The organism is Mycoplana azooxidifex, from assembly GCF_014196765.1.
Taxonomy (GTDB): Bacteria; Pseudomonadota; Alphaproteobacteria; order Rhizobiales; family Rhizobiaceae; genus Mycoplana; species Mycoplana azooxidifex.
The window spans coordinates 477286-490569 of sequence record NZ_JACIEE010000005.1; the positions used below are offsets into that span (position 1 = coordinate 477286).

12 protein-coding genes are annotated in these 13284 nt (G+C 62.8%); 1 reads left to right on the forward strand and 11 read right to left on the reverse strand.

Annotated elements, in window-relative coordinates; all coding sequences use genetic code 11:
* Window positions 1–16: 16 nt before the first annotated feature.
* On the reverse strand, window positions 17–628 hold the full coding sequence (locus GGQ64_RS14095) for a TetR/AcrR family transcriptional regulator (RefSeq protein ID WP_183805278.1): 612 nt from the start codon (window positions 626–628) through the stop codon (window positions 17–19).
* A 281-nt stretch (window positions 629–909) separates the two neighbouring features.
* Between GGQ64_RS14095 and GGQ64_RS14100 the strand changes: the two genes are divergently transcribed.
* Window positions 910–1185 (forward strand): hypothetical protein, encoded by a 276-nt coding sequence (locus tag GGQ64_RS14100; protein ID WP_183805280.1) that lies wholly within the window; start codon window positions 910–912, stop codon window positions 1183–1185.
* Window positions 1186–1336: 151 nt separating this feature from the next.
* Here GGQ64_RS14100 and GGQ64_RS14105 read toward each other — a convergent pair whose 3' ends face one another.
* The 10 genes from GGQ64_RS14105 to GGQ64_RS14150 form a co-directional block, all read right to left on the reverse strand.
* On the reverse strand, window positions 1337–1840 hold the full coding sequence (locus tag GGQ64_RS14105) for a hypothetical protein (protein ID WP_183805282.1): 504 nt from the start codon (window positions 1838–1840) through the stop codon (window positions 1337–1339).
* Window positions 1841–1941: 101 nt separating this feature from the next.
* On the reverse strand, window positions 1942–2967 hold the full coding sequence (locus tag GGQ64_RS14110) for a gluzincin family metallopeptidase (protein WP_343059477.1): 1026 nt from the start codon (window positions 2965–2967) through the stop codon (window positions 1942–1944).
* 220 nt (window positions 2968–3187) lie between these two features.
* Entirely contained in the window at window positions 3188–3979 is a 792-nt protein-coding gene (locus GGQ64_RS14115; protein WP_183805286.1) for a TfuA-like protein, read from the reverse strand.
* A 4-nt stretch (window positions 3980–3983) separates the two neighbouring features.
* Window positions 3984–5195 carry a YcaO-like family protein gene (locus GGQ64_RS14120; RefSeq protein ID WP_183805288.1) on the reverse strand — a complete coding sequence of 404 codons (1212 nt, stop codon included), beginning with the start codon at window positions 5193–5195 and terminating at the stop codon, window positions 3984–3986.
* Window positions 5192–8227 carry an ATP-binding protein gene (locus GGQ64_RS14125; protein ID WP_183805290.1) on the reverse strand — a complete coding sequence of 1012 codons (3036 nt, stop codon included), beginning with the start codon at window positions 8225–8227 and terminating at the stop codon, window positions 5192–5194. The genes GGQ64_RS14120 and GGQ64_RS14125 overlap by 4 nt, the downstream gene beginning before the upstream one ends.
* Before the next feature lie 186 nt (window positions 8228–8413).
* Window positions 8414–9148, reverse strand: a complete 735-nt coding sequence (locus GGQ64_RS14130; RefSeq protein WP_183805292.1) for an ABC transporter ATP-binding protein — start codon at window positions 9146–9148, stop codon at window positions 8414–8416.
* Entirely contained in the window at window positions 9127–9915 is a 789-nt protein-coding gene (locus tag GGQ64_RS14135; RefSeq protein WP_183805294.1) for an ABC transporter permease, read from the reverse strand. The genes GGQ64_RS14130 and GGQ64_RS14135 overlap by 22 nt, the downstream gene beginning before the upstream one ends.
* A complete protein-coding gene (locus GGQ64_RS14140) occupies window positions 9912–10964 on the reverse strand; it encodes an ABC transporter substrate-binding protein (RefSeq protein ID WP_183805296.1) in 1053 nt (350 codons plus the stop codon). Before GGQ64_RS14140 ends, GGQ64_RS14135 begins: the two co-directional genes overlap by 4 nt.
* Before the next feature lie 31 nt (window positions 10965–10995).
* Window positions 10996–12663 carry a GMC oxidoreductase gene (locus tag GGQ64_RS14145; RefSeq protein WP_183805298.1) on the reverse strand — a complete coding sequence of 556 codons (1668 nt, stop codon included), beginning with the start codon at window positions 12661–12663 and terminating at the stop codon, window positions 10996–10998.
* Between the two features lies 1 nt (window position 12664).
* Window positions 12665–13168, reverse strand: coding sequence for a hypothetical protein (locus tag GGQ64_RS14150; protein WP_183805300.1), 504 nt, complete (start codon window positions 13166–13168; stop codon window positions 12665–12667).
* Between the last annotated feature and the right edge of the window lie 116 nt (window positions 13169–13284).

The window sequence follows — 13284 nt, forward strand, 5'->3', positions numbered from 1 at the left end:
CTGCGAGCGCTTCCGGTCACCGCAGCGCCTGTATGGCGAATTCGATCAGGTCTTCGGCCCGTGCCTGGTTCTCCTTCATCAGGCACTGCGCAACCATCTGCGGATGGCACAGCGTGACGAGGCTTGCGCCGAAGCATTTCGAGGCAATCTCGGGATCCTGTGGACGAAACTCGCCGGTGGCGATGCCGTCGGCGATAATCTCCGCGACGATGGCGTGCAGTCTGATGATGTGCTTCTCGATGACGTGCCAGTCGCGCTCGATCGCGACGACGACCATCTCGTGCACCTTCTCCTGATCGAGCATGGTGTCGACGGTCATCTTGTGCTGGGTCGAAGCATAGCGTCGAAGCCGCTCGGCCGCACTTGCGGGTTCTCCGGCGACCGAACGGGCGAGATCATAGGCTGCCTGCAGCATGCGGCTGCAGAGCGCCTGATGAATGTCCTGCTTGGAGGCGAAGAACCGGTAGATGTTCGCTGTCGACATGCCGAGGTCACGCGCAATGTCTGCGACCGTCGTCTTGCTGTAGCCATAGTGCCGAAAGAGGCGCTCCGCCGCATCGAGGATGCGGTTGATGTTTTCCTGGCGCACGGAATCCAGTCCGTCATCAAGAAGGAGAGTGTCGGTCATGAGCGCAGTCCTGACGAGTGACGATTTTCAAATTTCGTCAGTCATAACTCGAAATCCGTCAGGCGTCAATCAGACTCGACGGCCTCGTCGCAGCCTTCCTGCCGGCCGCCTCCTTGCCAGAAGCGGCCCGAGCCGGATCCCTGCCGTCGTGGGCGATAGGTGCTGCACATAGTATATGCCGCCCTATATCTTTTCGGCTGCGTGAATAAGAAACTGGTGGAAGTCACTGTACTCTGGTAATTTGCTGGTGCTTGAGCAATGGTAACACGATGGAGGAACCCATGGTGGCGTCAGTAAACTTCACAGCAGCTCAATCCGAGAAATACCTAAGAATAACCGATCTATATCCCGACAAGCAGCACCCAAAGGCATCAGGATTGCTAAAGGTTGGAGAAAAATTTACTGTCAATATCGAGACATTCGACGAAAAAACGGGCTTGGCAAAGGTTGAAGTAAGTCGCGACGGGAAAGCCTTTGCGACGCACGCCGAAAGAATGCCTGTCGTTCACGGACAGACATACCCGATCGACGACAGCAAGCTTCCGGCAGGGAAATAGGGGCAGTCGGCGACAGACTAGAGTCCGCTGCGCCAAAACGCGCAGCGGTCTTGCGGCAACGACACGCAAAAACAAAGACTTATGCGAACCCGCAGAATCGCGACGCACTTTGGCGGCAGTGCGATCTGCACAGTTGCAAGTTCGGCGAATGTTAGCCGCCGTTTCCCCCTCCACGGTTCAGCCGGCCACCTCGATGTCCGAGCATGAAGCTGTTGCCGTAGGTGTTCGGATTGCGGTTTCCCGGAAGATTGGAATTCAGGACGATCTCCTCGGCAAGGTCCGTGGCTGTGGCAAGCTCCATGACGGGCGTCTTCTTTGTGATCTGCCACATCGCGTATCCCAGATCCTCAAAGCCGCATCCGTTTGCCGGCGCCCCAGCCACGCCAGGGCGGAACACCAGCAGCTTCGGCTTGTCAAAGCGATAGCATTGTCCTTCGAAGGCATATCCGTAGATGGCCGCAATCACCATCACTGCGGGGTCGACCGGATCGTCTGAGTCGATTGGCACAACCGAAAGCCGGACCAAGTGTCCTTCGAACGGAAGATTGGCCGCATTGGCCGTCGTTGGGAGGTTCAATGCAACCCCGTAGAGCGTAATCTGATCTGGCCAAAATCGCCGCGGGTCGGGTGCCGCAGGAATGTTGTCTGTTGTCATGGAAGTTTCTCCCTCTGGATCGCGTCGGCGCCGACGGGATCTATCCGCCTGTGCCGACCGGCCGTCGCGGCCTCAGTTCATCATCCGGCATGCGTTTCTCTTTATAAAATCCCGCGCCAGGCGAAATTGTCGATGATGCTGCCGGCAAAGCGGCTGCAGCGTCCGTTCTCGGCCGCAACGATCATCGCCTCCGCTGCCCAGCTGTAGTCGAGGCTTTCCGGGTCAAGCTCTTCCCATGAGCGGACCAGCGTCTCGCCGACAAGATCGCGCGCCTCTTCCAGTGCCGATTTCAGGGCAAAATGCCGGCTCTCGTTTCCGCTGAGCGAAGCCGACAGTTGCTGCTCCAATTCCTCTTCCGACAGTTCGCTCCTGAGATCCCGGAATTCGCGCGGATCGAGATCGGAAAGCCCACGCTCGAAAAGCAGCACCTGGTAGATTTCAATCAGGATGTCGAACAGCGCGCCCGCAAAAGGTTTGGAGAGATCGTGCACCTCGGCGCTGACGTCGCTCATCCGCAGCGAGTGGCTGAAGAGCCGCACCTGCTTCTCATCGGAAAGCTCACCGAATCGATCAAGCTCGTTGGCGATCAGCAGATTGCCACGCGTCCGCCGCAGAAGCAGGTCGAGCGCCGTATCGAAGTGCAGCAGGCCGATGAGCCCGATGAAGTCGGCGACGGCCTCGTGATAGCCGTAGTATTCGTGCGGGGGGTCGAACCGGGGAGCCCCCATCACGCCGAAGATGATCAGGTGCCCGATCTCGTGCGCGACGGCGTCGAAATTCAGCGCGAAGGGCTGCGGCTCGCCGCGCGCCGCGTCTTCACCCATCTCCAGAAAGCCGTAGCCCGACTGCGCATTGTCCCAGCGCAGGCGCGGCACGATCTCGAGACGCTCGTAGGTCGGTTCGAAGAACCAGGGGATCTCGCGCCCGAGGTAACTTTCGCAGATGTCGAGCACGCGCCGGACGCAGGCATAGGCATGTGCGGCCTCGAATTCCGGCGTGCCTATCGGAATGTTGTCGAAGTGACCGTCCGGGCCTGCCGTTGCAGGCGGTCGCCGTGCGCCGGCGTAGGGAGGCAGGTAGGGGAACTGGTAGGGTTGCTTCTCGGCCAGCGGGTCGATCACGTACATCCGGCGGTCGGCCGGCCCGGGGCCGATCCGATCGGGCGCAGTGGAAACCCAGATTGTCTCCGGCCGCTCATATCCAGGGATGAAAGGTGGTTGCGGGAAAACGAGAAAACGCGTTCCAAGGCCGGAAACCGCGGTCCTCTCGCCAGACTGCCATTGTCCGGTAGAATCCATGCTGGCGCCCCCGCCTCCTCCCCGTCAAAGGGGATGAATAAAGTTATCCTTAAGTCATTTTGCTGTTTCCCGCAAGTATTGTTGCAATATCGTCGTCCCACAGGCCTGCCGCGTCGAGGTCATATGCCCATGCCTCGGTCAGCCGGAAGGGCGGGGTGTCTGGCCGTTGGAGAACCAACCCCGGGTGGCGCGCGAGCTTCGTCAACAGACCGAGCGCGTCCTCGCGCTTGCGGTCGAGCGCCCCGGACGGGAGCCAGTCCGCTAGCCGATCCAGAGCGCCACCAGATTCTTCAATCCGTGTGGATCGTGCATCTGCTAGAAGGCGCGCATAGCTGCGATCGACGAAGTGCATGTTGCGCGCCTGCGCTTCGAGTGCGCGTCTCTCCGGCGCGGTCACGATCCCGGTGCGCATCGCGCGGCGCAGTGTGAGGCGGATGTTGATCAGCGCCTCGCTCAACGGCGCCGCGCCGAGTTCCGGAGGACACATGGCCACCGCAACCTCGTCGTCGTCCGCCATGGGCGTGAGCGCGTACCACCGGTAGATGAAACCGTGGCCTTGCATTCCGACCGCTGCCAGTTCCGCCGCCCGGAGCGCGCCCATGCTTGCCGCCCCGAATACCGGGATACCTTTCGCAAGCGCCCAGAGAATCTCCTTGTGACGAACTGCCGGCGCCGTTGCGAACGAGCCGTCGATCAGCACAATCGCTCTCGGAGAATACGTCCGCACCGCGCGCACGACGGAACCCTGCTCAGCCGGCGGCAAATAGACGGCATCGAGAATTTCGGCGGCTTCAGCGCGCCGCAGCGTCGGTCCAAGGAATACAACCAGTTCACCTGCCATCGCCTTACTCTCCGAGATCCCTGAGTGGCGGTACGACGAGGCGGACGACGTCAATGTCCGGATCCTTGTCGCTGTAGAGAGGCACCACGAGTGCCGCGAGCGCTCCGGCCGCCTTGAGCGCAGAGAGCAAGGCCGTGAGCGCGGCAGCGCCGGAGGCGGGCTCGTCGTACTCGGCGGGAAATGGGACCGTTTCGCTCGACGACCGGAACGCGTGCCGGCGCGCATCCAGATATTTGCGATCGTGGCGCTCGGGATAGGACATACGGGTAATGTCTTCGCGGCCGCCGGCAAGTGCTGTCACCCGCGCCTGCGCCGCTTCCATCAGGGCGGCCGCCAGGGCGCGGTCATGGGTGAAATCGCACGCAAACCCCTCACCCGGCATCGGCGCGATTTCTCTATGGCCCTCGGTCTCGATGACCTGGCAGCGGAAGACGGGCAGATTGTGCTCGGCCGGAGCCAGCCAAATGCCTGCGACGAGATCCGACGCCTTGAGCCGGCCCAAAACCTGCGACGCCAGGGGTCCGCTGACGCTGGATGGATCGATCCGAAGCTCGGGGTAAGAGCGTGGATAGCGTTCCGCTTCCGCAACGCTCGCCCTTTCCAGGACCTCGAGCGCCGCATGGATGATCGCTGCAAGCACGGTTCGACCGGCGGCCAGTCCCCGTGTCGAGCGTGGAAACGCAACCGGGTGTGGCGAGGGGAGCGTGTAGATCGTATCGACCATGGCGACGGGAACCGGCAGGACGCGCGCCGAAAAAAGGTCGTAGCCTTCCGTCCAGCCGAGTTGCAACTGATCCCAGCCGGCATCGAAGCCGTGTACACGGCAGCCGGCGTAAAGATTGCGAACCTCATCTCCCAGGTCGCGCGCGGTGGCGACCTTGATGCGCTCGGGTGCAATCCGTTCCGCCGCCCAGCATTCGAGCGCTTCCATCAGGGCCGATGCCGCCGCCTCCATGAGGTTTGCGCCCTTGCCCTGGGAGACGGCGTTGGACAGCGAAAGCGGCCGCACGACCTGGGCCACCGCGACGCCGGCACGATCGAGCCGGGTCAGCGATCCAACGCGCGTGATTCCGAAGCGCCGGCGCACAGACCAAAGCGCACGAACGAGTTCCTCGGTGGCTTCGGGTTCCCGGCCCCGGAAATGGCCGCGGGTGGCGATTTCCTGCTCCAGGCGCGCTCCCAGTTGGTCGGCAGTGACCGCATATGCCCCGTTCATGCGTCGGGGGCCGCGGCACGAATTCCGAGCCGCTTCAGATCCAGGCGCGCACGCGAAACAAGCGCCGAAGCGTGCTGTTCGGCCGCGACCTGGAGCGCACGGCCAAGGTCCATGGCGATCGCCTTTTCCGGCTCATGGCGGGCATGGCGAAGAAGAGCTCGCTGGCGAAGCAACTCTGCGAGCCAGAAGACCTGTCCACTGCCGATCGAGGCAGCGATCGCACTGTCCAGAATTGACAGGGCCTCGTCGTTGCGTCCGGCGCGCTCGAACAACTCTGCTCGCATCCCTTCGTAGACCGGTGCTCCCTCGTATGTGGCGATCTCGCGCTGCCGCTTCAGCCCGGCTTCGAATTCCGCCAGGCCAGCTTCCTTGTCCTTGCTCAGACCGCGCGCCCAGGCGCGAAACAGCGTTGCCTTGGCGAGGACACCAGGCACGGCTTCGGCGAGTTCGGCGATCCTGTCCGCAGCCGCAATCACGCCCGCATGATCGTTCCGATAGCGCTTCAACTCGATATCGAACTCCAGCGCATGAAGAAGGCTGTTCAAATGGTTGACATGCTCGGCCCACTGCTTGGCCGCATTGATGCTTTTCGACGATCCGGCGTCGTTGCCGATGAACCAGAGAGAGAAGGCCCGTTCGCCCAGGCCGCAGACCCTCGCATCATGGCCGCCGTAGCGACCGCGGCTAAAGCGCGCGCGGCTCTCGTCATAGAGCTTGAGGCCGTCCTCGACGCATTTCAGGCAGTGCAAGTGCTGCCCGGCATCTTCGTTCGTCGCCCAGGCGCAATGGAGCGACTGAAGCCGGACCTCCGGATCGGCCGAGCCTTCAAGGTCTCGGACGAGGATGTCGGACCGGGCGCGCTGCGTCTCGTAGTCAGGGGCGGTGAACCACCAGCCCCAGTAGAGCGGGAACCACTTCGCGCGATCCTGATCCTTGTGTTCGGCGCACAACGACACACCCCGTTCATAGATCGAGCGCGCTCGCTCGCCCCCTCTCCCGAAGAGCGCCGCGGAAACCGGCCCGCGGATCGCGAGAAGGCGAAGCAGCAGATCATCAGCGTCGTCGCCTTTCTCCGCCTGCACAAGTTGCCGCTCGGCAGTATCCAGCAGGTGTTCGGCTTCGTACATGGCTGAACGCAGCCCACAGGCCTCGGCCGCCTGAATTCCGTAGCGCGCCGCCTCGAGTGGCTGGCCGGCCAGTTCGAAATGCCACGCCATCGTCTCATCGGGGAGAGGTGAAACCGAACCTGTCTGGACAAGGCGAGCAATGCGTCCGTGGATTTGCCGCCGTTCCGATTTCAGGAGGCTGTCATAGGCCGCCTCCTGGATGAGAACGTGGCAAAATCGATCGTTTGCGCCCGCGGACTTTCGCCGCAAGATGCCGGCGTGAACGAGTTTCTCGATCGCCTCATCCAATGAAATAGGAAGTTGCTCAGGCTCCATGACGGCAACGAGGAGCTTCCGTCGGAACTCCCGCCCTATGACGCTCGCGATTTGCGCCACGCGCCTCAACGGCCCAAGGTCGGCGAGCCGGGTCGAAATGAGGTCCCGCAGATTGATGACGCCCTCGCGAAGCGGCGCCTCCCATGCGGACCGATCCTGGATGCTCTCTTTTGTGCGCTCTCTAAGCAACAGGGCGAGCTGTTCGGCAAACAGAGGCACACCGTCGCTCTTCTCATAGACAAAGGCAGCAAGCCCATCGGGAGGTGTCGTCTCCCAGATGCCCTCGATCAGCTCCGAGGTGGCTTGAGCCGTAAGGCCGGACAACTGCATTGCGAGAACGTTCGGATCATCCAGAAGATGTGATTCGATGGCATCGCGCGACGTTGCAAGGGTAAGAACAGGTCTTGCCTCGATCCACTCAGGCAGGCGAGCGACAAGCGCGCTCGTGAGTGTATCGGCCCAGTGGAGGTCCTCAACCACGATCAGGATAGGTTTTGACGCGGCGGTGGATGTTAGCACCGCCAGCATGGCTTCGACCGCGCGGGCGCGAATTTCCTCGTCCGAGAGATCGATCAACCAGGCTTCGCCTGACGATTCCTGCGTCTTCCCGAGCATCAGGAACGCAACGATCTCGGCATCCAGTTCGCCTACTTCGCAGCTGAGGGATCGCAAATAACGAACGATGGCATCCCGGTCCGGCTCGGCCTGCTTGCTCGCCTCAGCGACGAGTTGCCTGATGAGCTCCAGGAAGGGATGAAGCGGTTTGGTACGACCGCGAGGCTGGCACTGGAATACGACAGTGTCCACGCCTTGTCTTTCAAGGTCACGACGAAATTCTGTGATGAGCCGCGATTTCCCGATGCCGGCGTTGCCATGCAGGAACACGAACTGGCCGTTGCCGTCTATGGCTCGGGCCCAGCGTCGTCGGCACAATTCGATCTCCTCGTCGCGGCCGACCAGAGGCGCCGACACGCGCCGGGAAGCCGTGAAGCGGTCGGATGGCTGCCGTCGGGCTATTGGTCGCCACAATGCAACCGGCTCGTTGAACCCCCTGATCTCCCGGTACCCGATCTCCTCGAATTCAAACACGCCACTGGTCAGCCGGTAGGTCGCTTCCGCCACCGCGATGCCGTTCGGCGCGGCTTCGGACTGGATGCGGGCAGCGAGCGCAGGTGCGATCCCGATGACCTCAGTCTGATGGGGAAGCGTTGGATTTGAAGCTTCCGCAAGGACGACCACCCCGGTGGCGACGCCAACCCTGACTTTCAGGTTGGATCCGAAATGTTGCTCGCATCGCTCGACGATCTCAAGGGCCGACATTACCGCGCATTCGGCGGCATCCTCGCTCGGCTGGGGAAACCCGAAGAAGGCGCAACCGCCATCGCCCTGAATCCACTCAAGGTAACCACTGTTGTTTCTGATGACTGCGGCCGCCTCGTTGTGGAGCGCCCGCTGCATATCGCCGAACTCTTCAGGATCGAGCTGGTGCAGCAAGGCGGTAGAGCCAACAATGTCGTAGAAGAGAGCGGTGACCTGCCTACGCTCTCCCGAAAGCGCACCGGTTTGTATTAGTCGACCTGCTTTGGACATCGAACAGCCCGCAAGATTTTAACACTGCCACGAATGCCGCAGCACTATCGTATCCAAACTCAACCTCCACCGCGAGCCCCGCGGGGCAACAAAAAGCACGTCTCGTGTAACCGAGCAAAACAGATCGAATTCTTCGAAAGCAGGCGGTTGCAGCTACGAGGCCATCCGCCGGCTTTTCCACCCTGGCTACACGCCCAGACCGTCAAGGAGCCTTTTTCGATGTCCGACGAACTCGGGATCGGCTCGATCGCGGATATTCGGCAGCTTGACCGTTTCATCAAGAACAATCCGCCCGCCATGCAGCACGATGGTCCTGTCGGCAAGCAGCACGGCCTCATCGACGTCATGGGTGACGAGCAGCACGGCCGGTGAATGCGCGGCGCAAAGTTCACGCAACAGCTTGTGCATGCTGATCTTGGTCAAGGCATCGAGCGCGCCGAACGGTTCATCGGCCAGCAGAAGCTCGGGCTCGCGGACCAGAGCGCGGGCAAGCGCAACGCGCTGCTGCTCGCCGCCGGATAGATCGCCCGGCCATGCCGTCTCCCGTCCTGTCAGTCCGACTTCACCGAGTGCCGCAACCGCCAGATTACCGCCATCCTGTCGTCGGAGGCCGAGCCTGACATTGGTCAGCACGCGCTGCCACGGCAGCAGCCGCGCATCCTGGAAGATGACGCTCGTCGCATCCGGCACAGTCAGCCCGCCGGCAATCTCGACATCCGGATCAAGGCCTGCCAGAGCCCGCAGCATGGTGCTCTTGCCGGAGCCGCTATGACCGAGTAGGGCGACGAATTCGCCCGGCGCAATGGTCAGGTCGACATTGTCGATGATCGTCCGTCCGCTGAAGCGCCGGCTCAGGCCGCGAACCTCGACGCCACCTTTCGGGGCCCGTTTCGCGTTGGTCAGCGGAAGGTCTTGCGCCATGAGAGCACCCTCTTCTCAAGAAGCCGTAGAACACCGTCGGTCGTCAGGCCGAGCAGGGCATAGACGACAAGCCCGACGGCAATGATATCGACCTGGCCATTCACCCGCGCCTCGCCGACCATATAGCCGAGCCCGTTGATCGTGTTGGACTGCTCGACCACCACCAGAACCAGCCAGGCGCTGACGGCGGATAGGCGCAGGCCGGTGAAGAAACCCGGCAGGGCGCCGGGAATGACGACGTATCGGACAAACTCCCAATGCGTCAGCCTGATCGTATGAGCGAGCTCGACGAAACGCTTCTCGACGCTTGCGATTGCCGCGGACGTGTTGATGTAGATCGGGATCATCGTGGTGAGGCAGATGAGCGTGATCTTCATCTGCTCGCCGAGGCCCAGCCAGTAGATCGCGAGCGGGATGACGGCAAGCACGGGCGTCGCCCGCCAAATCTGCAGCGGACCGTCGACGATGGCCTCTCCCCAGCGGTTCAGGCCGGAAATAAGGGAGAAGCCGATCCCGAACAGCACCCCGAGGCCAAGCCCCGTCATCGACCGCTGGACCGATGCGAGCAGCGCCCGTTGCAGGACGCCGTCTGCGATCAGCTGCCAGGCCCGGGAGACGACCTGCCAGGGTGGTGGCAGGGTTCGGGGGTCGAGGGCTCCGGTGGCCGAGGCAACGCCCCACACCACCAAAAGCAGGACCGGGCCGAGCAGCCTCAGGAAGGGTATGGGCTTCTCCGCCCGGATGCGTACGGTTCCCCAGGCGCTCATAGGCCGGCATATTCCTTCTTCGCCGCCTGGTTGATCGCATCGAAGCGGTTGTCGAAGTAGTCTGCGATCGTCAGGCCCTGCGGAAGCTCGCCGACCGACGCCATGAAATTGACCGTCTTCTGCAGTTCGGCAGCGAGTTCGGGCGTGAATGGCGGAATATCCGTCTTGCCTTCCAGTTGCGCCAGCTTCTTCGCATCCGCCGGATTGTAGTTCCTCAGCTTCACGTAGACGGCATCCGCATATTCATCGAGATGGTCGTCCTTGTAGAGCTGGGCGATCGTCCAGAGCCGCGTGAATTTCGCGATCGCGGCCGCCTTGCCCGGATCGTCCAGCGCGCTGCGGACCGCATAGATGGGGCTCAGGCCCGTGCCCTGGTTGATACCTTCCGGAAGCAGATGGATCTGGCCCTTGAAGTCCGTTTCGAATCTCGACCGCAGCGGAGCGGTGATCACCGCCGCATCGACCTCGCCGGCTCGAAGAACATCCGGCACGTCCGGTATCGTGACGTTGATGAGCTGTACCTCGGTCGGCTTGAGACCGGCCTTGTCGAGGACACGCAGGATGTATGCCGACATCTGGGTGCCCTTGGGGTAGGCGATCTTCTTGCCTTTCAACTGGGTGGCAGACGTGATGTCACTGCCGGGCGCCGAGTAGAAGCCGTAATAGTCCCGGGTGTTGCGGGCATAGCCGATATTATAGATCTCGGCCCCCTGGGCTCGTCCGAAAGCGGTGGCGATGTCGGTGCCCCAGCCCACGTCGGCGGCGCCGACCCGAAGCGATTCAAGCACGAAGTTGTTGCCGTTGAAGTTCTGCCATTCGATCTCGACATCCTTCTCCAGCTCGGCAAGCCCGCCCGAAAGCCGCAGCAGCGTCACGTTGGTCTGGTTCTGGTCGGCGATGCGGAGCTTCGTACCCTTCGGCACTTCGGTCGGCAGCGGATCGGAAAGCAGCAGCTTGCCGGGGGCCGCGAGCGCGATGCCGGAATGAAGCGTGGCCCCGAGCGCGGCCGAGCCGGCGAGGAACCGGCGTCTGTTGATGGAAAGGTTCATGACGTTTCTCCTGGATCGTGATGGCGGGGGGTTAGACTGTTTCGGACATTCTGGCGCCGACCGACTGGCGGACAAGCGCTCGCGCCGCCCTGCGGGCAAGCGCGATGACCGTTAAGGTCGGGTTGGGTGCCGGACTGGTGGGAAATGCGGAGGCGCCAACGACCCAAAGGCCGCGGGCATCCCAGGACTGCAGGTCGGGATCGACGACCGAGGTGGCGGGATCCTCCCCCATGACGGCCCCACCTGTCGCATGGGAATTCGTGTAGTGGACGGTGTCGTAGCGATCGGGTAACTCGGTCCCGCTCTTCGACACAGAGGCTCCGGCCTGCCGCAGGATCGCGTCCAGCTTCGCCCCGACCTTGCGCACCATGCGGCGATCGTTGTCCAGCCAGTCGAAATTGAGCCGCAGCAGCGGATCTCCCCAGGCATCGCGGTAGGTCGTGTCCAGGTCGAGGTAACGATGCCGGTGCGGTACCACCTCTCCCAGCATGCCGACATTCGCGGCCCGGCCTGCATGGGCCTTGATAGCTTCCTGCCATCCGGCGCCCCATTGGGGTGCATCGCCGGGGACGGTCGGAGATTCGCGCCACAGGTTGGTCAATCCGGGCACGTGGATGCGAGCGCCACCGACATGGTCGGCCGACAGGTCGCCCGGATCGAAATCGGAATTTGCCCAGCCGGCGGCATTGGTCGAGCTTGCCTCACGGACCGGAGCAGGCAGGAAACCTTGCGCGGATGCGCCGATATGGTTGGCGTAAAAGCGGCCGACCCTTCCCCCGCTTTCGGGCGAATAAGGGGTGCCGATGCCGGAAAGAAGAAGCAGGCGAACATTGTTCAGCGTCCAGCCGCAGAGCGCCACGAACTGGCTCGATACGGTCCGTCGTTCGCCAGTCTCGTCGGAATAGACCACGCCCGTCGCGCGGCCGGACTGGTGCAAGATCCGATGGACATGGCCCGTCTGCACATCGAGATTGCCGGTCGCGGCGGCTGCCGGCCACAGTGTGTTCAGCGGCGTTGCCAGCGAATAGCCATAACGGCCGTTGAGCCCGCGGGTGATGCCCAGCGGATTGGTATAGGGCTCGAAGCTCACCGCCGCCGGCATTTCCGTGACGTTCAGGCCGATGGCGGATGCCGCCTCGGCCAGCAGCGCCGCCTTCCGGCCCATTCCGATAGGTTTGCCGGGCAAAGGGCGGGAGCGCGGATATCGTTCGGAGGGGAGCCCGTCGGTCGTCGCAACGCCCAGCAGCGCCTCGGCCCAGCCGTAGTCGGCCTCGATGTCGTCGTAGCCGATCGGCCAGTCCGAATAGTCGAAATCTTTGGCCCAAGGCCTTTCGAGCAATACCCGATAGGCACTTTTCGACCTGAACCCATGCGGGTGGAAGCGTGCGCTGATGCCGCCCCACAGAAGCCCGGCGCCGCCCAATCCGCGCCCTGCCAGGAAAGCCCCGAGACTGCGCATCGGGAAGGATTGAGACCGGCTGTCATGGCGCAGCGTGAAGGTCTCCTGCACGGGGTCTGGCAGGCGTTTCGACGGGATGCTGGAGGCGCGCGGGCGGTAGAAGACATTCGAGCCGATCAGGCCGGCGGTCTCCCCCTTTTCCAGAACGAGGGTCCGCAGCCCGCTGCGGCAGGCTTCTTCGGCGACCACGGCGCCGGCCCAGCCGCCTCCGACGATGACGAGATCATACTGCCGGGCCATGTCAGGCCCTGCCCGGCGCATGGACATCGCCATCCAGCCAGCCCCAACCGATGGCGGCCCGTTCCCAGGTGTCGCTGAAGAGAATGTCGTAGATCAGTTGACGAAGGACGCGAAAGCCGGTCGATGCCTCCAGCGAGAAGGATGGCGCGTCTCCCGCCGTCACCGAGACCAGGATCGCCTCTGCCGCCTCGTCATCGAGATCTTGGAACGGCCGGCCAGCGATCTCCCGGCCTTTTTCGTCGAGGACCAGGAGCAGCGCAGAGGCGAAATCGCGCGGGCTGTGCGGGTCCTGCCAGCCGGCGGCCGGATGGGCATCGGCAAGGAAGGGTGCGGCCTGGTAGGACGAGCGGCCCCGCCCCCAGGCCGATTCCAGCCTGTCGAGCAGTTGTTCGTTCAACCCGCGGGCCAGATCGGCATCGTCCTGCCTTGCTTCGTCCAGGGGCCAGACCAGCGAAACCAGCCGCGGCAGGCCTTCCAGTCCCTGTTCGATGTGTCGACCGGTCATCATCATGTCCTTGCTGAACTGGTGCTATACGAAGCCGCAGACCGTCTCCGCGTCCCTTGGCAGGCCTGCCGTTGACGGGCATTCTAGCCAAGTCGGGAAAAGCGAGAACGACCTGT

Bases quoted from the DNA above. Each gene is read 5' to 3' on its own strand.
- GGQ64_RS14145 (WP_183805298.1), bottom strand. From the start codon at position 12,663: ATGGCCCGGCAGTATGATCTCGTCATCGTCGGAGGCGGCTGGGCCGGC.
- GGQ64_RS14135 (WP_183805294.1), bottom strand. From the start codon at position 9,915: ATGAGCGCCTGGGGAACCGTACGCATCCGGGCGGAGAAGCCCATACCC.
- GGQ64_RS14115 (WP_183805286.1), bottom strand. From the start codon at position 3,979: ATGGCAGGTGAACTGGTTGTATTCCTTGGACCGACGCTGCGGCGCGCT.
- GGQ64_RS14110 (WP_343059477.1), bottom strand. From the start codon at position 2,967: ATGTACGTGATCGACCCGCTGGCCGAGAAGCAACCCTACCAGTTCCCC.
- GGQ64_RS14150 (WP_183805300.1), bottom strand. From the start codon at position 13,168: ATGACCGGTCGACACATCGAACAGGGACTGGAAGGCCTGCCGCGGCTG.
- GGQ64_RS14125 (WP_183805290.1), bottom strand. From the start codon at position 8,227: ATGTCCAAAGCAGGTCGACTAATACAAACCGGTGCGCTTTCGGGAGAG.
- GGQ64_RS14120 (WP_183805288.1), bottom strand. From the start codon at position 5,195: ATGAACGGGGCATATGCGGTCACTGCCGACCAACTGGGAGCGCGCCTG.
- GGQ64_RS14130 (WP_183805292.1), bottom strand. From the start codon at position 9,148: ATGGCGCAAGACCTTCCGCTGACCAACGCGAAACGGGCCCCGAAAGGT.
- GGQ64_RS14105 (WP_183805282.1), bottom strand. From the start codon at position 1,840: ATGACAACAGACAACATTCCTGCGGCACCCGACCCGCGGCGATTTTGG.
- GGQ64_RS14140 (WP_183805296.1), bottom strand. From the start codon at position 10,964: ATGAACCTTTCCATCAACAGACGCCGGTTCCTCGCCGGCTCGGCCGCG.
- GGQ64_RS14100 (WP_183805280.1), top strand. From the start codon at position 910: ATGGTGGCGTCAGTAAACTTCACAGCAGCTCAATCCGAGAAATACCTA.
- GGQ64_RS14095 (WP_183805278.1), bottom strand. From the start codon at position 628: ATGACCGACACTCTCCTTCTTGATGACGGACTGGATTCCGTGCGCCAG.